This is a genomic window from Gallibacterium genomosp. 3, assembly GCF_001678475.1.
Lineage (GTDB): Bacteria > Pseudomonadota > Gammaproteobacteria > Enterobacterales > Pasteurellaceae > Gallibacterium > Gallibacterium faecale.
Genome location: NZ_JTJR01000002.1, coordinates 22,934 through 43,250, shown reverse-complemented (window position 1 = coordinate 43,250; position 20,317 = coordinate 22,934). Strand labels below are relative to the sequence as shown.

The 20,317-nt window shown below is 37.6% G+C and carries 32 protein-coding genes and 1 pseudogene; 27 read left to right on the top strand and 6 right to left on the bottom strand.

The genetic code is table 11. The features are described from left to right. The first annotated feature begins 13 nt into the window (after positions 1 to 13). From QV06_RS00705 to QV06_RS00660, 11 genes are all read left to right on the top strand, one after another. On the top strand, positions 14 to 1,057 hold the full coding sequence (locus tag QV06_RS00705) for a phage major capsid protein, P2 family (protein WP_065236499.1): 1,044 nt from the start codon (positions 14 to 16) through the stop codon (positions 1,055 to 1,057). Next, entirely contained in the window at positions 1,057 to 1,716 is a 660-nt protein-coding gene (gene gpM, locus QV06_RS00700) for a phage terminase small subunit (RefSeq protein WP_065236498.1), read from the top strand. Before QV06_RS00705 ends, gpM begins: the two co-directional genes overlap by 1 nt. A gap of 92 nt (positions 1,717 to 1,808) precedes the next feature. Next, positions 1,809 to 2,324 carry a head completion/stabilization protein gene (locus QV06_RS00695; protein WP_082985001.1) on the top strand — a complete coding sequence of 172 codons (516 nt, stop codon included), beginning with the start codon at positions 1,809 to 1,811 and terminating at the stop codon, positions 2,322 to 2,324. After that, positions 2,321 to 2,530 carry a tail protein X gene (locus tag QV06_RS00690; protein ID WP_065236497.1) on the top strand — a complete coding sequence of 70 codons (210 nt, stop codon included), beginning with the start codon at positions 2,321 to 2,323 and terminating at the stop codon, positions 2,528 to 2,530. The genes QV06_RS00695 and QV06_RS00690 overlap by 4 nt, the downstream gene beginning before the upstream one ends. 2 nt (positions 2,531 to 2,532) lie before the next feature. After that, on the top strand, positions 2,533 to 2,718 hold the full coding sequence (locus QV06_RS00685) for a phage holin (RefSeq protein ID WP_167348593.1): 186 nt from the start codon (positions 2,533 to 2,535) through the stop codon (positions 2,716 to 2,718). Further along, complete coding sequence (locus tag QV06_RS00680; RefSeq protein WP_065236495.1) at positions 2,699 to 3,211, top strand: lysozyme; 513 nt, start codon at positions 2,699 to 2,701, stop codon at positions 3,209 to 3,211. Before QV06_RS00685 ends, QV06_RS00680 begins: the two co-directional genes overlap by 20 nt. Next, positions 3,199 to 3,534 carry a hypothetical protein gene (locus QV06_RS00675; RefSeq protein ID WP_065236494.1) on the top strand — a complete coding sequence of 112 codons (336 nt, stop codon included), beginning with the start codon at positions 3,199 to 3,201 and terminating at the stop codon, positions 3,532 to 3,534. Before QV06_RS00680 ends, QV06_RS00675 begins: the two co-directional genes overlap by 13 nt. Next, the gene (lysC, locus tag QV06_RS11635; RefSeq protein ID WP_156541900.1) at positions 3,491 to 3,703 is read left to right on the top strand and encodes an Rz1-like lysis system protein LysC; all 213 of its coding nucleotides are present in this window, start codon (positions 3,491 to 3,493) and stop codon (positions 3,701 to 3,703) included. Before QV06_RS00675 ends, lysC begins: the two co-directional genes overlap by 44 nt. Continuing rightward, entirely contained in the window at positions 3,690 to 3,902 is a 213-nt protein-coding gene (locus QV06_RS00670) for a TraR/DksA C4-type zinc finger protein (RefSeq protein WP_065236493.1), read from the top strand. Before lysC ends, QV06_RS00670 begins: the two co-directional genes overlap by 14 nt. Further along, positions 3,899 to 4,378: a phage tail protein gene (locus QV06_RS00665; RefSeq protein ID WP_065236492.1), complete on the top strand. Its 480-nt coding sequence runs from the start codon at positions 3,899 to 3,901 to the stop codon at positions 4,376 to 4,378. The genes QV06_RS00670 and QV06_RS00665 overlap by 4 nt, the downstream gene beginning before the upstream one ends. After that, positions 4,371 to 4,826, top strand: coding sequence for a phage virion morphogenesis protein (locus QV06_RS00660; RefSeq protein ID WP_065236491.1), 456 nt, complete (start codon positions 4,371 to 4,373; stop codon positions 4,824 to 4,826). Before QV06_RS00665 ends, QV06_RS00660 begins: the two co-directional genes overlap by 8 nt. Here the strand turns inward: QV06_RS00660 and QV06_RS00655 are convergent. Next, on the bottom strand, positions 4,823 to 5,080 hold the full coding sequence (locus QV06_RS00655; RefSeq protein WP_065236490.1) for a hypothetical protein: 258 nt from the start codon (positions 5,078 to 5,080) through the stop codon (positions 4,823 to 4,825). The genes QV06_RS00660 and QV06_RS00655 overlap by 4 nt on opposite strands. A gap of 5 nt (positions 5,081 to 5,085) precedes the next feature. Further along, complete coding sequence (locus QV06_RS00650) at positions 5,086 to 5,367, bottom strand: hypothetical protein (RefSeq protein ID WP_065236489.1); 282 nt, start codon at positions 5,365 to 5,367, stop codon at positions 5,086 to 5,088. A gap of 77 nt (positions 5,368 to 5,444) precedes the next feature. On the opposite strand from QV06_RS00650, the gene QV06_RS00645 reads away from it, so the two are divergent. The 16 genes from QV06_RS00645 (at position 5,445) to QV06_RS00575 (ending at position 18,534) form a co-directional block, all read left to right on the top strand. Next, positions 5,445 to 8,249, top strand: coding sequence for a phage tail tape measure protein (locus QV06_RS00645; protein ID WP_082985000.1), 2,805 nt, complete (start codon positions 5,445 to 5,447; stop codon positions 8,247 to 8,249). 77 nt (positions 8,250 to 8,326) lie between these two features. Beyond that, positions 8,327 to 8,470 carry a hypothetical protein gene (locus QV06_RS11750; protein WP_167348592.1) on the top strand — a complete coding sequence of 48 codons (144 nt, stop codon included), beginning with the start codon at positions 8,327 to 8,329 and terminating at the stop codon, positions 8,468 to 8,470. Continuing rightward, entirely contained in the window at positions 8,464 to 8,922 is a 459-nt protein-coding gene (locus QV06_RS00640; protein WP_065236488.1) for a hypothetical protein, read from the top strand. Before QV06_RS11750 ends, QV06_RS00640 begins: the two co-directional genes overlap by 7 nt. A gap of 215 nt (positions 8,923 to 9,137) precedes the next feature. Beyond that, positions 9,138 to 9,677 carry a phage baseplate assembly protein V gene (locus QV06_RS00635; protein ID WP_065236487.1) on the top strand — a complete coding sequence of 180 codons (540 nt, stop codon included), beginning with the start codon at positions 9,138 to 9,140 and terminating at the stop codon, positions 9,675 to 9,677. After that, a complete protein-coding gene (locus QV06_RS00630; RefSeq protein WP_065236486.1) occupies positions 9,677 to 10,009 on the top strand; it encodes a GPW/gp25 family protein in 333 nt (110 codons plus the stop codon). Before QV06_RS00635 ends, QV06_RS00630 begins: the two co-directional genes overlap by 1 nt. Then, positions 10,006 to 10,920, top strand: coding sequence for a baseplate assembly protein (locus QV06_RS00625; protein WP_065236485.1), 915 nt, complete (start codon positions 10,006 to 10,008; stop codon positions 10,918 to 10,920). Before QV06_RS00630 ends, QV06_RS00625 begins: the two co-directional genes overlap by 4 nt. Further along, complete coding sequence (locus QV06_RS00620) at positions 10,913 to 11,449, top strand: phage tail protein I (RefSeq protein ID WP_065236484.1); 537 nt, start codon at positions 10,913 to 10,915, stop codon at positions 11,447 to 11,449. Before QV06_RS00625 ends, QV06_RS00620 begins: the two co-directional genes overlap by 8 nt. A gap of 2 nt (positions 11,450 to 11,451) precedes the next feature. Beyond that, entirely contained in the window at positions 11,452 to 13,425 is a 1,974-nt protein-coding gene (locus QV06_RS00615; protein ID WP_065236483.1) for a phage tail protein, read from the top strand. Positions 13,426 to 13,440: 15 nt separating this feature from the next. Beyond that, positions 13,441 to 14,061, top strand: a complete 621-nt coding sequence (locus tag QV06_RS00610) for a hypothetical protein (protein WP_065236482.1) — start codon at positions 13,441 to 13,443, stop codon at positions 14,059 to 14,061. 153 nt (positions 14,062 to 14,214) lie between these two features. Next, positions 14,215 to 15,414, top strand: coding sequence for a phage tail sheath protein (locus QV06_RS00605; protein WP_065236481.1), 1,200 nt, complete (start codon positions 14,215 to 14,217; stop codon positions 15,412 to 15,414). A 12-nt stretch (positions 15,415 to 15,426) separates the two neighbouring features. After that, on the top strand, positions 15,427 to 15,933 hold the full coding sequence (locus QV06_RS00600; RefSeq protein ID WP_065236480.1) for a phage major tail tube protein: 507 nt from the start codon (positions 15,427 to 15,429) through the stop codon (positions 15,931 to 15,933). Between the two features lie 62 nt (positions 15,934 to 15,995). After that, positions 15,996 to 16,295, top strand: a complete 300-nt coding sequence (locus QV06_RS00595; protein ID WP_065236479.1) for a phage tail assembly protein — start codon at positions 15,996 to 15,998, stop codon at positions 16,293 to 16,295. 5 nt (positions 16,296 to 16,300) lie between these two features. Next, positions 16,301 to 16,438, top strand: a complete 138-nt coding sequence (locus QV06_RS00590) for a GpE family phage tail protein (RefSeq protein WP_348536848.1) — start codon at positions 16,301 to 16,303, stop codon at positions 16,436 to 16,438. 52 nt (positions 16,439 to 16,490) lie between these two features. Next, entirely contained in the window at positions 16,491 to 16,958 is a 468-nt protein-coding gene (locus QV06_RS00585) for a hypothetical protein (protein WP_065236478.1), read from the top strand. A 2-nt stretch (positions 16,959 to 16,960) separates the two neighbouring features. Further along, positions 16,961 to 17,398 carry a phage tail protein gene (locus QV06_RS00580; RefSeq protein ID WP_065236477.1) on the top strand — a complete coding sequence of 146 codons (438 nt, stop codon included), beginning with the start codon at positions 16,961 to 16,963 and terminating at the stop codon, positions 17,396 to 17,398. Next, the gene (locus QV06_RS00575; protein ID WP_065236476.1) at positions 17,395 to 18,534 is read left to right on the top strand and encodes a phage late control D family protein; all 1,140 of its coding nucleotides are present in this window, start codon (positions 17,395 to 17,397) and stop codon (positions 18,532 to 18,534) included. The genes QV06_RS00580 and QV06_RS00575 overlap by 4 nt, the downstream gene beginning before the upstream one ends. 62 nt (positions 18,535 to 18,596) lie before the next feature. Here QV06_RS00575 and QV06_RS11870 read toward each other — a convergent pair. From QV06_RS11870 to QV06_RS00565, 4 genes and pseudogenes are all read right to left on the bottom strand, one after another. Then, a pseudogene (locus QV06_RS11870) lies at positions 18,597 to 18,739 on the bottom strand (excalibur calcium-binding domain-containing protein). Between the two features lie 162 nt (positions 18,740 to 18,901). Beyond that, positions 18,902 to 19,546: an SLATT domain-containing protein gene (locus QV06_RS00570; RefSeq protein WP_065236475.1), complete on the bottom strand. Its 645-nt coding sequence runs from the start codon at positions 19,544 to 19,546 to the stop codon at positions 18,902 to 18,904. 128 nt (positions 19,547 to 19,674) lie between these two features. Then, positions 19,675 to 19,815: an excalibur calcium-binding domain-containing protein gene (locus QV06_RS11380; protein WP_432416503.1), complete on the bottom strand. Its 141-nt coding sequence runs from the start codon at positions 19,813 to 19,815 to the stop codon at positions 19,675 to 19,677. Beyond that, positions 19,805 to 20,296, bottom strand: a complete 492-nt coding sequence (locus tag QV06_RS00565; protein WP_065236474.1) for a hypothetical protein — start codon at positions 20,294 to 20,296, stop codon at positions 19,805 to 19,807. The genes QV06_RS11380 and QV06_RS00565 overlap by 11 nt, the downstream gene beginning before the upstream one ends. Positions 20,297 to 20,317 lie beyond the last annotated feature (21 nt).

The following is a 20,317-nucleotide window of genomic DNA, read 5'->3' as shown; positions in this document are numbered from 1 at the left end:
TAAGGAATGCACAATGAAAAATACTACAAAACAACAATATAATGCTTACGTTGCTCGTATTGCTCAACTTAACGGCATTACTGAAAAAGATGTCGCAGAGGGATTTTCTGTTGAGCCAACACCGGAGCAAAAATTGTTTGAAAAAGTGCTGTTAAGTTCCGAATTTTTGCAAAAAGTCAATTCCGTCAATGTTGACGAAATGACAGGAGAATTAATCGGCTTGTCAGTTGCGAATATTATCGCTAGCACTACCGACACCAATGCTAAAGATCGTGAAACAAAAGATATTGCAAAATTAGACTCTCGCAAATATCTCTGCGAACAAGTCAATTTTGACACTCACATCACTTACCAACGCTTAGATCAATGGGCTAAATTCCCTGATTTTCAACAAAAATTAGCCAATCAGACCCAACGCACCATTGCACTTAATATCATTATGATGGCATTAAACGGCACGAGCCGTTCGGAAACCTCAAACCCGAACAGCAATACTCTGCTACAAGATGTTAAAAAAGGTTGGTTGCAACAACTCCGTGAGGATATGCCAACGCACGTGATGAATGGATCAACCACTGAAAATAAAATCAAAGTCGGTAAAGGACAAGGAACAGGGGCAAACGCAGGTAAAGGTTATGAAAATCTTGATGCACTTGTATTAGACGCAACGAACAATTTAATTAGTGAAGTGTATGCCGATGATACCGAATTAGTTGCAATTTGTGGCCGAGAAATCCTGAATGATAAATATTTCCAAATGGTCAACAAAACTACTGAGCCAACCGAAGAGCTTGCAGGACAAATCATTATGTCACAAAAACAAATTGGCGGCTTGAAAGCAATTCGAGTTCCATACTTCCCCGCTAATGCGATTTTGATTACTCGCTTAGATAATCTATCTGTTTATTATCAAACTCAATCACTCCGCCGTGCGATTATCAACAACCCAAAACGCAATCGCATTGAAGATTACATCTCCAAAAATATCGATTTCAAAATTGAAGACTACGATTGTGCCGCATTGATCGAAAATATTACTTTTGAGGACGCAGCATAATGAAAAGATTATCACCCGCTCAACGCCATGTGCAGCATATTGCTGCACAGTTGCAGGGCGAGCAACAAGATCTGGCACACCTTAGCGAGTACGACAAGATGTTGTACTTGCTCGCACGGCATAAAAAAGATTTAAGCAATATCCAATCAAAAGAAGCCAAGGCGGAATACAAACGCAAAATCTTGCCCGACTATCTCGATTGGATTAACGGCGTCATGCAAGCAGGAACTGGTCGCCAAGATGATGTGTTAATGATGTGGCTTATTTGGGCAACGGATTGTGGCGAATATGAATTAGCGTTAAAGATTGGTGAATATGCACTTTTCCACGACCTCACATTGCCAGAAGGATTTAACCGCACCACAGCGACCGCAATCGCCGAAGAATTTGCCGACGCTGCCAATAAAGCAATGACCTTAAACAAAGCGTTTGATCTGGGGTTGTTACAAAAAGCTAATGACATCACTCAAAATAGCGATATGCCAGACGAAAGCCGTGCGCGATTACTGAAAGAATTAGGATTGCAACAAAAAGAAAGTAACCCAGAACAAGCGTTAATCAATTTAACTCGTGCTTTATCACTTAACCAAAATGTCGGGGTTAAAGGTGAAATTAAAGCCTTGCGCAAAAAATTAAATTTAACCGAAGAAACCGAATAGCAAGAATGCGACCACGCAACGCACGGGGCGGATGAAAAAGCCTCTTCGAGGTGATTAAGTAATCCTCACCCCGTTTTTTAAGGAGTAACAAAATGGCAGATCTTACGATTACTATGTACCAAGATGATGATCTTGCTATGCCAACGGTACAAAAAAGCGTGGAGCAATCGCAACCCGCAAACGACATCATCAATAACGATCCATTTTATCCAAACATTGAACTAACACTATTACGCAACGCAATGCGAATTGATAGCAATGTACCAAACGATCGCCTGAAAGAAGCCGCATTGCACGCCGTGCTAGACGTGAATACGGAGCTAGAAGCATTTAAAGCTAAACAACTCGAAGCTAACGTTACTACACTTGCAAACATTAAAAGCGTAATGATTGATAACCAAAATCAACAAACCTATTACTACTTACGTGCCGTTTATTGCTTAGCGGTAGCAACACTGTATGAACGTTATGCAAGTTACGATCTCACTAACGACGGCGAAAAACGCATGATGATGTTAGAAGAAAGTATCGGCGATTTACGGCGAGATGCACGCTTTGCAATTCGCGCAATACTCGGTAAACCAAAAATCACGGCCACGTTACTATGAAAGTGTTTGCAATACAAAATGACAACTTAGATGCCATTATTTACCGATATTTTGGGCGTGTTGATGGGTTGCTCGAACCAACACTGACACTAAATCCACATCTAACAGACAACGCAATAATTGAAATGGGAACAGAAGTTAATTTGCCAGATGAGGAAACAATTAAACAAGGAAAAACGATTCAATCCGTGAATCTATGGGACTAAATATGAAAGATTCAACAACTTACGCGTATTGGGGTGCAGTCCTCTCATTTTTGAGCGGATTGTCAATCAATGAATGGGCGTCACTCATCGGGATTGGGCTTGGTATCGCCACATTTTTAGTTAATTGGTATTTCAAAAACGAAGAATTAAAACTAAAGAAACAACATCATGATGAAGAAAGTCATTAAATATTGCAGCGTAACAGCAGTTATAGCCATTGTATTAAGCCAATTTGGCAATGAAATAAAAACATCACAAAAAGGTTTAGAGTTAATTGGTAATGCGGAGGGCTGTGTGCAACAGCCTTACCAATGTCCTAATGATGTGCTAACCGTTGGTATAGGCTCAACGGAAGCTGGCGGGCAAAAAATCGAAAATCGAACTTATACGCTTGATGAAATTGCTAAACGCTGGGTACATGACATTAAAATCGCAGAACAATGCGTTAATCGTTACGCTAATGGACAAGCAATGCCGCAAGGTGCATTTGACGCTTTAACGTCTATTACGTTTAACGTTGGCTGCACAAAACTACAAAATTCAACGTTATTTAAAATGGCTCGCCAAGGCTACACGCCAGCAATGTGCGATCAGTTTGCCCGTTGGGTCTATATTGCTGGGAAAAAGTCCAGCGGATTAATTCAGCGCCGAAACAAGGAGCGTGCATTATGCTTAAACTAACAATCGTGATCAAGGTCATTATTTTATTTGCTTGTGTAGTGTTAGCAACATTAAGCAGTACGCTCTACGATAAAACAAAGCAGCAACGTCAAACAATCACAGAGCTTACTCAACAATTACAACAAACAACACAACAAATTGATCAATTTAAACAATCACAACAACGCCTATTGGGATTGCTAGAGCAACAACAGCAACAAGCAACGAAACAAAAGCAGCAAATTAACGAGGTGTTACAACATGAAAACAATAAAAACTGGCGTGATCAGCCTGTGCCTAATGACATTAGCCGCCTGCTCAACACCGAAAAAGCCAACAACTAATCATCCGATTTGCCCACAAAGCAATCAATGTCAGACACCTATTGTCAATATTAAAACTAATGGCGATTTAGTAACAACATTAACAGACACATTAAATACGATTGAAATCTGCAAAATTGAAAAACAAGCATTAATTGACTGTATAGAGAATAAAGATGGATCAAATTGACAGAGCGAACGAATTAGCACAATTAGAACGTGACTACAACTTGCAACAACGACAACAAAAAACAGTAAGGCAAAGTTTAACGCATTGTATAGATTGTGATGAGCTAATACCGGAAAATCGAAGAAAGTTACAGGGCGTGACACGTTGCATTGACTGTCAAACTATTTACGAACAGCAACAGAAGCAATATCGCAAATGAAAAAGCCAGCACAACTAAGAGAAGTGATTGAAAAAGCCTATCCGTATTTACGCAATAATCCAGATAGGCTACAAGTATTTATCGATGATGGGCATATTATCGCCACAAATGCAGCGTCATTAAGCTATGAGTATCAATACACCCTAAATATTATCATTACCGATTTTGATAAGGATATGGCGATCATTATCGTGCCACTGCTCGCCTACTTACGCAAAAATCAAAATGAGCTATTTGACAATCCAGCAAAACGCCCAGATGCAATCGCCTTTGAAACGGATTTAATTAACCAGACGACACAAGATTTATCACTCAAAATCAAATTAACCGAACGTGTAAAAGTCGAACAAACCGACAAAGGAACAGAAATCACTTATCTACCAGAGCCAATCGCAGCGAACGAAACGCTTGAGCGATTAGAGTTCTATATCAAAGATGAATTTATTACCTCGGCCGACGGTGAGCGTCATGGATAACGTTGATGAATTAACCAATAAATTAAGCGCTTTAATCGCTAATTTATCACCGCAAGCTAGACGTCATCTCGCAAAAAATATCGGGCAGAAAATCGCACAATCACAACGCCAACGCATTACTAATCAACAAAATCCAGATGGCACAAGTTTTATTCCGCGCAAAAACTTAAGAAAAAAGAAAGGGCGGATTAAACGGCAAAAGATGTTTGTAAAATTAAAAATGGCACGTTACTTAAAAGCAAAAAATACGGCCAATCAAGTTGCTGTCGGCTTTAGTGGATCTGCAGCAAATATTGCTGCCGTGCATCAACTGGGTAAACGTGGTGTCGTGAATGAGAAACGTAATATCTCAACACAATACGCCAAGCGTGAATTATTAGGATTTACGGAACAAGATAAAGCATTAGTAGAAGAGTTAATTATTCATGAATTAGGCTGGAACAATTAAAGCTTTTTACGGCTGAAAAAATAGATTAAGCCGCAAATACATAACAAAATAAAAGTGGCTGTTTCACCAATCCAGCCAACCAAAAATCCAATGCCAATCAGAATACAGACAAGAATAAATAAAGGAATCGCAATCGCAACAACGAGAGGCAATAAATAAACTGCTGCTGCAATCATCGCAAAAGTCGCAGTAAAAGCAAAGGCTAGCGAAAAACCAACACCGATAAGCAAAAGGACAAAATAAATTAGCTCCATAATGATTACCTTTTAGCATTGGTAAAAATAGCTTCCGTGACGATAGGGATAAACAAAAGAGATAACGCTGCTTGCCATAAAGAGTCATTAATAAAATTGTAATAGATAAAAGGCGAGGCAAGCATTAAAGGGGTTAATAACGCTTGTACTTTCTCTTTACGTGTTATAGCAAATTCATATTGATCTTTTGTACCTAAAACAATACCGAATAAAAGGCCAAGTGGCACAAAAACGACACAAAAAATGACTATAAGAATCCAGAAGAAAATTAATAAGATGCTAAACATAATTCAATTTCTCCTTAATCGTTTTATTACATTATTGATAGTGATATTAATGATGTCAACCAAAACAGGGTAAAACTATGAGCAATCTCAATTTAAATATTTTGTTGAGTGCAGTAGATAAAATTACTGCACCGTTTAAAAGCGCAGAAAAAGCCAGTCAGAAATTAGCAACTGCACTTAAAGAAAGCAAAGATAGCCTAAAATCATTAGAAAAAGTTCAAGGACAAATTAATGGCTTCCAGCGGCTTAAAGCAAATATTGATAACAGTACAAAAAGTATTCAGAAATACAATGACAAAATTACCGCTTTACAGGGAAAACATGAAAAACTCAAAAGCGGTCGCGATAACTTAATTGTCAGTATTAAAAATAAAAAGCGAGAATTACAACAAATCTTTGATGCACAAAATGCACTAAGTAAAGGTGGGTTAGGCAATAGTAGTGAGTACGTTAAACTTAGCACACAAGCAATGTTTGCCAACCAAGCCATTAATCGACTAGAACAAGAGTTACAAAAACAGAAAAACGCCCTTAGTGCTAGCAAACAAGCCATTAATGCCGAAAAATCCGCATTAAAAGCCAGTCGTCATGAAAAAGCATTGCAATTAGTAGAATTACGTCGTTTACAACAAAAGCTGAAAGAAAGCGGAGTCAATGTTAAGAGATTAGGAACAGAAGAACTCATCACAAAAAACAAAATCAGCCAAGCAACCAAAGAAATCGACAAACAGAAAAAAGCATTAGAACGATTAAATAAAACAAAAGCCGCACAGCAGAAATATCAACAACGAGCAGCAATGTTAAAAAATGGCAGTGAACGTCTTGCTAATTTTGGACAACGCTCAATGGTTATGGGCGGTGCTGTATTAGGTGCTGGAGCTGCCATGCTGAAACCTGCAGTAGAGTTTGAGCAAGCGTTTTCAAAGGTCCAGGCATTAACCAGATTAGACAAAAACAATGCTGAAGATGCAGCAAAAATAAAAGCATTAAGAGATCAAGCAATCAATCTAGGAGCAACCACTGCCTTTACTTCATCACAAGTTGCAGAAGCTCAAGGTTATCTTGCTATGGCGGGTTTTGATACAGAAAAAATCCTCTCATCTATCTCTTCTGTATTAAATGTTTCTATGGCATCAGGGACAGATCTAGCCAGAGTTTCTGATATTATGTCTGATATATCCTCTGGCTTTAAAATACCTGCGAATGAAATGCAACGTGTTGCCGATGTATTAACATATACCTTTACCACTTCTAATACCTCAATAGAAACTCTATATGAAACTATGAAAGAAGGCGGTCCTATTATGTCTGCACTAGGACAATCATTTGAATCTACTGCAGCAATGGTGGGATTAATGGGAAATGTCGGTATAAAAGGATCTTCAGCTGGAACCGCATTAAAAAATATTGGCTTGAATTTAATCGGTAATAAACATCTCAAAAAATTAGGAATTAGGGAAAAGGATAAAAAAGGTAATATGCGGCAATTACCAGAAATTTTAGCAGAAATTAATAAAAAAACCGCCAAAATGGGTAATGCTGCAAGAGCTGAAATTGTAGAAAATATTTTTGGGAAGATTGGGATTGCTGCTGCATTAGAGTTATTAAGCCAATCTGATATAGCACTAAAAGAATATAAAGATAACATAAAGGAAAAAAGCAAAAATACGGGTGAAAAAGTCGCTAAAATTATGTCCGACAATTTAATGGGCGATTTAAAAGGGCTTGATTCCGCTCGTGAAGCATTAGGTATTACTATTTTTGACGGGCAATCGAAAGCACTGCGAGAACTTACACAAACCGCAACGGGTTGGCTAAGAACAGTGAATGAGTGGATCAAAGCAAATCCAGAACTCACCTCGAAAATTATTAGATGGGTTGCTATTTTAGCGAGTGCCACAACAGTAATTGGTGCTGTAAGTATCGCATCGAGTTTTATACTCTACCCAATAGCAAGAATGGGGTTAGGATTTCTGAAAGTTGGCGGAATAGTGCTTTCACTAGGTGGTAAATTCTTAGGATTAATTAGAGCGATTTCTTTATTTGCAATGACGAATCCTATTATTCTTGCTGTTATAGCCATAGTTGCAGCACTTGTGGGTATCGCTTATCTAATCTACAAAAACTGGGAGCCATTATCGAAATGGTTCAAAGAGATCTGGGATCAGGTAAAAGTTAAATTTGATGAAGTGAAAAAATGGTTTTCCGATTTGCCAAGTGATTTTTTAAAGTTTGGCGAGGATATGATTACTTCTTTAAAGAAAGGAATCGAAGATAAATTTACGGCTGTCACTAATTACATTAAAGAAAAAGTCGATTGGATTAAACAAAAACTCGGCTTCTCTACCGAGGCAGAAACAAAGATTAATGAAATTAAAGAAAAAGCAGAGCAAGAATCGCTACAAAAAGCAGTACACCAATTCCATGGTGGTACAAATCTATTAGTAGATGAAGCTATGCGAGGGGTATTAACACAACAAAAAGCCACAGGCGGTTATACTGGTAGCGGCGGCAAATACGATCCAGCGGGTATTGTACATCGTGGCGAGTTTGTATTTAATAAAGAAGCGACTTCCCGCCTCGGCACTGGCTTTTTATCAACACTACACAGAGCAAAAACCGCCAAAGCAGGAATGGTTGCTGCAGGATTAGCTAGTAGTGTGGCTTTTGCTCAACCTGTTAGCGTTGACAATAGACCGCCTATTGCCGTGCAACAACAGCGACAAACACAAGTACAATCTACGCCAATGAATATCTCAATAAATATCAATGTGCAAAACGGCAATCCAGAAGCAATCGCGGCAGCGGTAAGAAAAGAAATTGAGTCTATACAACGACAACAACAAGTAAGAAGTCGCGGTTATTTAGGGGATCGAGATTAAAAAGGGGGATGTCCCTTTTTGTTGTTGTGAAATAAAAAAAATGATAGTATGACAAAAAAATGAACGAGGAGAAGATAGTGATGAACAAAAATGCTATTTTTATTCGAGAAATTATTGATCGAACTCAAACTGTTAAAGGCACTAGAGTCAAAGGCAATAATAAACAAGAAATCAAATCCAATGTTCAATTCATTTTAAAGCAACAACTAAAAAAATGTTAGAACGCAAACATATTAAATTCGTTGAAATCCATGATTTATTTACCGAAATTAGCCTTGCTTTAGGCTTTACCCAACAAGAGATTGACTTACACTCAACAAATTTAGTGGAGTTGATTGCTTTATGGCAGCAACAAAAATTCGTTGAAATTTATGTCGAAAATAAAGATCGTTTATTTGGTCGTGCCAAAGATAGTAGCCTATCTTATGGTGCGTCGCCTTACTATATTGGGCTTTATCACGCAAGGTTGACCTATACCGAAAACGATCCTCTTGTTATACTCACCTTCAATGATGAAGATAATCCAGAGCAAACCACTGTATCAGTACGATTTATGATTAATCACGATACACTATTTGGAACGAAAGAAGAAAAATTCATTCAACAGCGAATGAAAGATATTCGTAAGCGGATTGATAGTTTTATTCAATTGGGCAATCAATCGAAAAAATAATCTCACTTTATAAAACTACATCATAAAGTAAACTGCTTACCTACTATCTTTATCCTTTCAATAATTACTATTGCACTTGCTGAAATTAAACCGTTTAATTAATCAAACCAAAAAGGAAAGTGAACAAACTTTCCTTTTTTTATATCTATTTGTGATAGCCAATCTCACAATCTTATCAACTCGCCTACCCTCTTTATCCTCTCAATAATAGCGGTATGAATATCGCAGACATCATTCGCCGACTTGAAAGTTTGATCAAGATTGGCGTTATCCACGCCGTGGATTATCAACAAGCAAGAGCAAGAGTGCAATCAGGACAAATAATTAGTGACTGGTTGCCATTTTTGACCTTGCGTGCAGGAACAACCGTCACTTGGTCGCCGCCAACCGTCGGCGAACAATGCTTATTGCTTGCGCCGAGTGGCGAACTTAATACAGGCGTGGTTATTACTGGTATCTATTTAAAAAATCAATCACCGAGCAATAGCTCTGATGAACATGTTATCCAATTTGCAGACGGTGCAACCATTATCTACAACCAACAAACGCACGCCTTGATCGCACGAGGGATCAGCACGGCTTTAATCCAAGCGAGCCAATCTATTACCGCCGACACGCCAAACGTGACCTGCACTGGCAATGTACACGTCAAAGGCAATATCACTGTTGACGGTGATGTCGTTGCGTCTGGAATTAGCCTAGTTAAACACATTCACCCAGGTGACAGCGGTGGAGAAACAGGGAAACCGCAATAATGAACAAAAGTAACGGCACACAAATCACCGATGAAATAGCACATATTAAACAGTCTGTTACCGATATTTTAATTACGGCCGTTGGCTCAAGAATTCAACGACGCGAATACGGGAGTTATCTCTATCAACTTATTGATCGTCCGTTAAGTCAAGCGCTAATGCTGCAAATATCTGCGGCTTGCATTATTGCAATAAAGCAATGGGAACCGCGTATCGACATAAAAGCATTTAAAGTCTATCTGCAAGATCAAAAATTTGTAGCAGATCTAAGTGGCGTGCTTAAACGTAATCAACAAAACATCAACTATCAAAAAATAGGCTTAACGCTATGAGTGCATTAATTGATTTATCCAAGATACCCCAGCCTGATTTTGTCGAAGCATTAAATTTTGAAGCGATTTTTGAAGCAAGGAAACAAGCATTTATTGCATTATACGACAAGCAAGAAGACAAAGATTTTTGGTTACAACGATTGCAGTTAGAAAGCGAGCCAATCGTTAAGCTACTACAAGAAAATGCTTATCGAGAATTATTGCTTAGACAACGTATTAATAACGGTGCATTAGCTGTTTCTCTTGCTCACGCAGTTGGAGCAGATCTTGATGCTATCGCCGCTAATTACAATGTAGCACGTTTAGTTATTCAACAAGCAGACAATACTGCAAATCCACCGATCCCTGAAATATTAGAAAGTGATGAAGCATTACGCTATCGCACTCAATTAGCATTTGATTCGATTAGTACTGCTGGCGCAAAGTCAAGCTATGAATATCACGCTTTATCGAGTGATGGACGTGTTGCGGATGTTGATGTTTATTCGCCACAGCCATGTTATGTGACTGTTTCCGTTTTATCGTATAACGGCAACGGAACCGCAGAAGCAGATCTCTTAAATAAAGTACGCGCTGCATTAAATGATGAAAATGTACGTCCTGTTGCCGACCGCGTAACAGTACAATCCGCACAAATTAGAACCTATCAAATCCAAGCAACGTTATACACATATAAAGGTCCAGAAGCCGAACCGATTAAAGCAGAAGCATTAAAAAGAATTAATGAATTTGTTCGTCGCCAATTAAGACTGGGTAAAGATATTAATATCTCTGCAATCCATGCGGCACTACACGTTGAAGGCGTACAACGCGTAGAAGTAACACAACCGACACAAAACATTGTGCTAGCACATAACCAAGCTGGTTACTGTGAATCAATTAATCTAGAGGTCGCAGAATCAGATGACTAAAACACTATTACCCGTTGGCTCAAGTCAGCTAGAACAAAAGGCAGCTCAAATTTGTGCATTGGCTGAACATCTGAATGTTGACTATTCAATTTTGTGGAACGCAGACAAATGCCCAGAACCGTTACTCCCTTTCTTAGCGTGGGCATTGTCTGTCGATTATTGGGAAGAAAATTGGAATCAAGAAAAGAAACGCGAAGTAATTCGTAACGCATTCAGAACGCATAAATACAAAGGAACAATTTCAGCAATCAAGCGTGCGATTGAGCCATTCGGTTATGTCACCGATTTGACCGAATGGTTTGAAGAAACCCCCTCGGCACAAGCGGGAACATTTAGATTATCGATTGAAGTGCCTGCATCAGGATTAACAGAAAAGCTAAATAAAGAATTACTACGCTTAATTGATAACACAAAACCCGTATCACGCACGCTACGCCAGCTCATTATTACATTAACAAACATCTGCGATACAAACACAGCAAGCACTATCACGACTGGCACAATTACCACTATTTATCCTAAGGACTAATTATGGCAAAACAATATTACTCTATTTTAACTGCACAAGGTGAATTAGATGTTGCACGAGCAGTTGCTGATTTAGATACAGTTAAAATTAAAAAAATCGCACTCGGCGATGGTAATGGCGCAATCGTTGTACCAGTTCGCACGCAAACAACACTAATACACGAAGTTTATCGCAACACTGTTACTGCAGTGTATGCCGATAGAAATAATAATCAAAATGTTGTCGTTGAACTCAATATTCCCCCTGAAATCGGCGGTTTTTATATTCGTGAAATTGGTGTTTATAACGAACAGGATCAGCTAATTGCGGTCGGTAATTATCCAGAAACTTTTAAACCAATGCTTTCAAGCGGTAGTGGTCAATCCTTATTAATCCGTATTATCTTAAGAGTTCAAGCTACAGATAACATTGAATTAACAATCGACAACTCAACCATTTATTCTACTCGACTAGAACTAACACCAAAAACAATTACCGGTAATACTGGAAATGTCATTGAAGGTGATGGGCATACCCACGAGATTGATAAAGCCTCAACCACAACCTACGGAATTACCAAATTAACCAATGATGTTGACAATTCATCGCCCGAACTTGCTGCTTCAGCAATCGCAGTTAAAACTGCGTATGACAAAGCTATTGAAGTCGAATCACAAGTCACAGCAGCGAAAACAACCGCTAATCAAGCAGCATCACAAGCAACAGCAGCGCAAAAAACCGCTAATCAAGCAGTATCACAAGCAACAGCAGCACAAACAACAGCTAATCAAGCGGCATTACAAGCCACAGCAGCACAAACAACCGCTAATCAAGCGGTATCACAAGCCACAGCAGCGCAAACAACCGCTAATCAAGCAGCATCAAAAGCAACAGCAGCAGGAAAAAAAGGGTTGCCAGTGGGAGCGATTGTTGGTTTTCCTAAAGAAATTACTCAATCAGTGGGATTCTTAAAGTGTGACGGCAGTACATTTAATCAAGCGACATATCCCGACCTATATCGGACGTTAGGCAATAAAAATAAATTACCTGATTTACGCCATAATGATATTGGACAATTAGCCTATTTTGCGACAGATACTATTCCTGAAGGTTGGATTGCGTTTGATAGTATTCGCACAACCGTAACACAACAACATTATCCAGAGTTATATGCTCTATTAGTTGCAAAATATGGTGCTATTAATAATGTGCCGCTAGTTGAAGATAGATTTATTCGAAATGCGGGAAATGGCTTAACAGTCGGGCAAACGCAAGAGGATGCATTTAAAAAGCATAAGCACAGATTCCCAAATGGCAGCCGAATAGGTGATGATAACTTCAGATTTGATTTTACGTACGAAGGTGCAATGAGTTCTCCTGATTACCGTACCGATGGGCGGGGACCAATTAATGTATTAAGAAATTACGGGTCAAATGAAATAAATAATAATTTTGCCTATTTTTATGGGGAGCATACTTCGGAGGGTGGAGATGAAACACGCCCGAAATCTATCGTATTTAAACTTTGTATTAAAGCAACGGGGAGCAGTAATACTGTCAATTACTGGATTAAGGCTTATGGCGAAGTTATCAATGCCGGACAATTAGATGCAGCAACATTAGCACAGGCTTTACATAATAAAGCAGACTTCATTCACGAACATACTGCAGAACAAATTACTGATTTTGAGCAGAGAGTCTTACATTATATCAGTCAAAGCTTTACTCAAACATTTACTGAATCAGGTTGGTGCAAATTGCCGAACGGACTCATTATACAGTGGGGGAAATTTAAGGCAGGGTGGGATTATACAACACAACGACGTGTGAGCTTTCCGATTACATTTCCACACAGCGTTTTCTTTATAGGTCTAACCGAATTTACAAATGTTTGGAGTTATGCAAGCACAGTACAAAGTCGTGAAAAAATGGATAGAAGCGGATTTGATGTAGTAAGTCAGCGTAATGATACGATGTTTTTTGCAGTAGGTTACTAAAAAAGGAGCAATACGATGTACTATTTTGACAGTAAAACATTCAATTTTTATCCGATTTCACTTGCAACAAATTATCGCGAGCTTGATATTTCACAAATGAAAGTCGTTGATGAAGATACTTTTCAACGAATTGTTAACGGCAACGGACAACGTGCAGCTGATGCAGACGGTAACCCGATTTTAATTCCATACTCTCCAAGCAAATATCACACATGGAACGGAACAGAATGGGTTATTAGTGAAGAAAAACAAGCACAATTACTCACAGAAAAGCGTCAAGAACTTATTAATAATATTGATGATATTGCATCAACTATAAGTGATAAATGGACTCGCTTTATTAATGAATATGAAGAAAGAGAAAAAGCGGCTAAAGCATTTTCTGCAGCTAATTATGAAGGTGAAGCGAGTATCTGGATTACTGCTTTTTCTCAAGCAGCAGAGCTAGATAGTAAGACAGCTACGCAACTGATTCTAAAACAAGCTGAACAGTTAAGAACTCTACAAGCGCAACTGGGGGCGTTAAGAATGCGTAAATATGAGCTTAAACAAGCTGATTTAACATTAGAACAAATGCAGGCAATTTATACTGATATTACATCGAAAATGACTTCTTTAGCAGAAACACAACAATAACGACTACCGTTATAACTTTTTCAGCGAGATACTCACTATCTCGCTTTTTTATCGGTTCATTGTGATATTTGATTTAACAATTTGATTAATTGGCATATAGCATCATCAACGATCAAAATAATCATATCATTGTTAAACAAACCAGAGGCAACTATGACCGAAGAATATCTACACGGTGTCCGCGTCAATGAAATTACAGAGGGTATCCGCTCAATTCAAATGGTATCAACAGCCATTATTGGGCTAGTCGCTACTGCATCAGATGCTGACGAAGATACTTTTCCGCTAAATAAAGCTGTATTACTCACCAACCCACAAGCCTATATTGCCAAAGCTGGCACAAAAGGCACGCTAGCAAGATCATTAGATGGCATTGCTGATATTGTTAACTGTAAAGTGATTGTTGTGCGTGTGCCAGAATCGACACACGATGAATCAACAGAAGCAGAAGAGTACAAATCAGAAATGAACGCGAATATTATCGGCACAACTGACGCAACGGGAAATTATACGGGTATGAAAGCCTTACTCACTGCATCAGTTAAATACGGAATTAAGCCGCGTATTTTATGCGTACCGAAGCACGATACAAAAGAAGTTGCTGTCGAGTTAGCTGCATTGGCAGCGAAAATGAACGCATTTGCTTATCTCTCTTGTTATGGCTGTAACACAAAAGAAGAGGTTATCACGTATCGCAAAAACTTCGCACAGCGTGAAGTGATGTTAATTTTTGGTGATTTTATTTCTTTTAATCCAATTACGTTGAAAAACGAAGTCGATTATGCGGTCGTGCGAGCAGCGGCAGTGCGTGCTTATTTAGACAAAGAACAAGGTTGGCATACATCAATTTCCAATAAAGCGATTAACGGCGTGTCTGGCGTTACAAAAGAAATTTACTTTGATATTAACGACAGCTCAACAGACGTTAATTTTCTAAACGAAAAAGGCATTACCTGTTGCATTAACTACAATGGTTTCCGCTTTTGGGGCTTACGCACTTGTTCAGACGAGCCGAAATTCAAGTTTGAGGTTTATACCAGAACTGCACAAGTACTGAAAGATACGATTGCACAATCATTTGACTGGGCAATGGATAAGGATATGTCAGTAACACTCGTTAAAGATATTATCGAGGGAATCAATGCTAAATGGCGTGACCTAACAAATAAAGGAATGTTAATGGGCGGTCAAGCGTGGATTACAGCAGATCTAAATTCGAAAGAAAATCTTGCGGACGGTAAGTTAATTATTGATTATGACTATACACCTGTACCGCCACTAGAACAGTTGCAATTTAATCAACGCTTTACCGATTCTTATCTTGTTGATTTTGTTAGTCGAGTAAATTCATAAGGAGAGTAACAAATGGCAATGCCGAGAAAACTAAAATATATGAATATGTTTATTGATGGTAATAACTATCGAGGACAAGTTACCGAAGTTACGCAACCTAAACTGGCAATTAAATCTGAAGAATATCGTTCTGGCGGAATGATTGGTGCAGTTGACGTTGACCTTGGCTTAGAAAAGCTAGAAGCAGAAATCAAGATGGGCGGTTATATGATCGAGTTATTCCGCCAATTTGGTAAAAATATTTCAGACGTGCAATTACGTTTTACTGGCGCATATCAGCAGGATGATAGCGGCGAGGTAACGCCGATTGAAATTGTAATGCGCGGTCGTTTTACTGAAATCGACCCCGGAAATAGCAAGGTTGGCGATGATACGGAACAAACCTTTAAAGCATCATTAACTTATTACAAGCTCATTGAAAATAGTCGTGATGTCGTTGAAATCGATATGCTGAATATGATCTATATCGTCGATGGCGACGATAAGTTAGCAGATCACCGCGCAGCAATCGGAATCTAATTTTTACACCACCCTACGCCCCGCAAAGGGGCCTTTCTCAATTACAACTTAAGGATTAAAAAATGACTAAAGTAAAAACAGATAATCAAAAAACAGTAACTTTAACAACAAAAATTAAACGTGGCGAAAACACAATTACAGACATTGTGATTAATAAGCCGAACGTATTTGCACTAAAAGGATTGAAATTAGTTGATGTGTTAAATGTTGATGTTGACGCAATTACGAAGTTATTACCTCGCGTTACCTCACCAGCGTTAACAGAAATGGAAATTAAATCGCTTGATATTGTTGATTTTACAGAATTAGCGACAAGCGTTATCACTTTTTTTATCAAGCCGGATCAACTCGAAACGGCGTGATTTTAGTGCCAAAAACCGTTGATGACGCGATTGCCGATATTGCAACGGTCTTTCATTGGCAGCCATCAACATTTAACGATATGTACCTAGATGAATTAATGTCATGGCGTGAAAAAGCAATCGAACGTAGTCAATCAGAATAGAAAAATAATTATTTTATTTATCTAGCAAATAATTCATTAAATGGGAATCATTATGCAGCAGAATAATATCTATATCGCTTTTTACAAAGGGCAAAAAACGGGAAAATCCTTATCCGCTATCTGGGCGAGGTTTTGCGATTGGTTAACGCGTAAAACAACGAAGGGTAAGTATTCGCACTGCGAAATTGTTTGTCGCACAAAAGAGGGCGATTATCATTGCTTCTCTGCTTCGGTGCGTGACGGCGGTGTGCGTTATAAGCGAATGTCGCTAGATTTGGATAAATGGGATTTTGTGCCGATTGATTTAGATAAACGTTATTTAGATTATTTTTACAATGGAGTGAAAGGGCAAGATTATGATTGGCTTGGTGCGATTGGCGTTGTCTTGAAATGGCGACAATCTGCTAATAAATGGTTTTGTTCAGAATTTTGTGCTGCAGCACTAGGATTTAATCAAAGCTGGCGATTCTCCCCTAATGATCTCTATATTGTTTGCAAAAGAATGGCGGAAGATTTATAGCAATGTTTCAGAATTTCGCACTTGCTTCACTTGGATTGTTCGTGTTTATGCAGCGAACAATCCCCTTCCAAAGTTTAAGCCGTGAATCATCTTGGCGACACTCAACAAATAGCGTTATTGGCTTAATGCCGAAAACTCAATTTATTGGCAAAGAAAGCGAAACTATCACAATTAGCGGGCGTTTAGCGCCCGAAGTTACGGGCGGTCGAGTAAGTATTAAATTATTAGAATTAATGGCTGATTTAGGTGATGCCTATCCGCTAATTGATGGCGCGACATTTGAATTAATTGGTTATTTTGTGATTGAAAAAATTAGTGAAGAACGGACAGAGTTATTCGGGGATGGCGCACCGCGTTTAATTGATTTTAGTATGACATTAAAGCGTACAGATGATCCACTGTCTGTTAAGCTCGTGCAAAAAGTAATGGATTACTTATGATTGATATTATCAGTGATCTTTTTAATAGCAATCATCGCAAACCCATTTTCAAAGTTGTTGTTGCGTCAAAAGATGATAAAACACAAAAAGATATTACGCATATTGTTAGCGAGCGATTAATCTCGCTCACGCTTACCGATAACCGTGGCTTTGAGGCTGATCAACTTGATATTACATTAAGCGATCACGATAGTGAGCTAGTATTACCCAGCCGTGGTGCGACCATTAATTTAGCGATTGGCTTCAAAGATACTGGCTTAGTCGATAAAGGTAGTTATAAAGTTGACGAGATTGAGTTTAGCGGTCCACCTGACACGCTCGTTTTGCGAGCTAGATCTGCAGACTTATTCGGATCACTCACCACTAAACAAGAACGCTCATTTCACAAAGTGAAAATTAAAGATTTAGTGGCACAACTTGCCACGGAGAACAAGCTAAAACCGCTTTGCGATAAGGAACTTGGCGAGCAAACTATCGAACACTTAGATCAGCAAAATGAAAGTACGATTAATTTACTCACGCGACTTGCGAAAGAATATGACGCTATCGCCACGGTGAAAAACGGTTATCTAATGTTCTTTTACGCTGGCGAAATGAAAACCGCTAACGGTAAGCCGTTGCCCTCAATCTTGATTACAAAACAATCAGGCGATAGTTATCGTTTTAATATTGCCGAGGGGGATAATTATAGTGCAGTGCGTGCTTATTACTATGATCCAGATAACGGCAAAAAAGGCGATGTTGTTATTGATGCAAATTCAGAAATACAGCGAAAAAATGCTATAACAAAAACAGGTAAAGTCAGTAAAAATAAAAAAAATGTATTAGTTCAACATCAGCCAGTAGAAACGGACGCCAATCAAATGAAAACAGTACGTCATGTTTATAAAACAGAAGCAGCGGCAATTACTGGAGCAAAAGCCGCATATGATAAAATGAAGCGAGGCGTTGCTAGTTTTTCGCTAACGCTTGCTTACGGCAGACCTGAATTAATCCCAGAAATGCCAGCCGTTTTGGCTGGCTTTAAGGGACAAATTGATAGTAGTAAATGGATTGTTACTCAAGTTACACATAATTTAAACGATAGCGGTTATACAAGTAATGTGGAGTTTGAGTTAAATCCAAAAAATGATTAATGTATCAATGCTGAATAAGCATAAACAAAAAGAGAGCTAAATGCTCTCTTTTTTGTTATCTATTATCTACAAATACTCTCACACGGTACGCCGTCTTTATCACGATCTAAACGCCCTACTCCGCACTGGTTAAGGTAAAATTTCGCTTCTTCACACGACTAATTTCTTTGTAATAATGTTTAAATTTTGCTGTTTGCCATTTGATTTTATCACCACAATAATATTTTTGGCGTAGCTCTGTTATTTTTATGTTCAAAACGAAGTAAATTATCTTCCTTAATCCAATAATATTTCAAATGTATAAAAAGGGTTCCCACTTATGCCTGATTCATCAAAAAATAAATACCAAGTATTTTTGCAGAAATATTTATTTGATATTCCCAAACGTTATAACTAGCCCCAATATATCCAATATAAGAAACAGTTCAAAGAATGCTACTGTCAATGTTAAATATATATATATATAGTGTAAACTTAAATATTTTTTGAAGTAATACCCTTTTTCTATCCTTTTCCAGAATGAATCTTTTTCACATTCGGTCACTAGAAAATCAATTTCTTGATGAGGTTCAGCATCTTTTAATATATTCCCATATAACTCTAAGAACTCTCTAATTTTTTTGTATTTATCTTTATCATCTTTATTATCTAATAATTCTTCTTCTAATATTCTTAGCTTTTTACTTAGGCTTCTTAGATTAGAGCCGCATGCTCTTAAATTATTAATCTTTACATCATAAGATGAATTAGATATTTGTATAGAAAAGACTAATATAACAATCGCTAAAAATATTTGAGATATATCAATTATAGTTTTATATAAATGATTTTGTGTTGGAAAAGCTAAAAACCAAATAGGAATAAAAATTAGCCCTAAAGATGTCATTATGATTATCGCAAATGATATATTCTTAAATTTTTCTAACCTGCTTGCAGCATTATTTTTACAATTCGCAGTAACTCTTACTGAATATTTAAACTGTTCTAATGCCGATCTATCTTTTTTTTCCATAATTAACACTCTATTTTCTAATAATTTACTTATTCTGACTGGCAAGTAATTCTAATTATGTTAGTAACTAATCTAATTTAGTCTAAAAGATTCTTACTCAAGATCCTATCCTTTTTCGTCTAATTTCATTAACGACAAATACTCTCACACGGTACGCCGTCTTTATCGCGATCTAAACGCCCAACGCCGCACTGATTAAGGTAAAACTTCGCTTCTTCACATGATCGCATTTCTTTGCAATAACGTTTAACATCACAACTATATTTTATATAATAAGAAAAATAGTTCTATTATAATAATAGCTAATATTAAAATTCCAATAAAATAAGGATTTAATCGTATTTTATCAATAAGCTTACCAATACATAAGCGTAATTTTTCAGAAACATTAAGCTCTTCCCAATAACAGGAAAAAATTAGATTAAATACTATATAAAACACTAAATTTATTTCAAACCTAAATATAAATCCAGTAGAAATGCGATAAATAATTGCTACACTAATCAATAATATAACAATTTGCAAAATTAAATGCACCTTCTCTCTTTTTAAAGATTTAATCAATTCAACAATCACAGCTACCAAAATACCTAGAATACTAGCTACTATGTGAGTTATTACACCCTCATCGTAAGGTATTAAACCTATATATATAACAAATTTCAATATAGAAAATATAGTAAAACTAAAGAAAACAATAACTATAAAATCTGTCCTATCCAAAATGGAATCCCATATCTTTTTTCTCATAAATCACCATTACTCAAATAA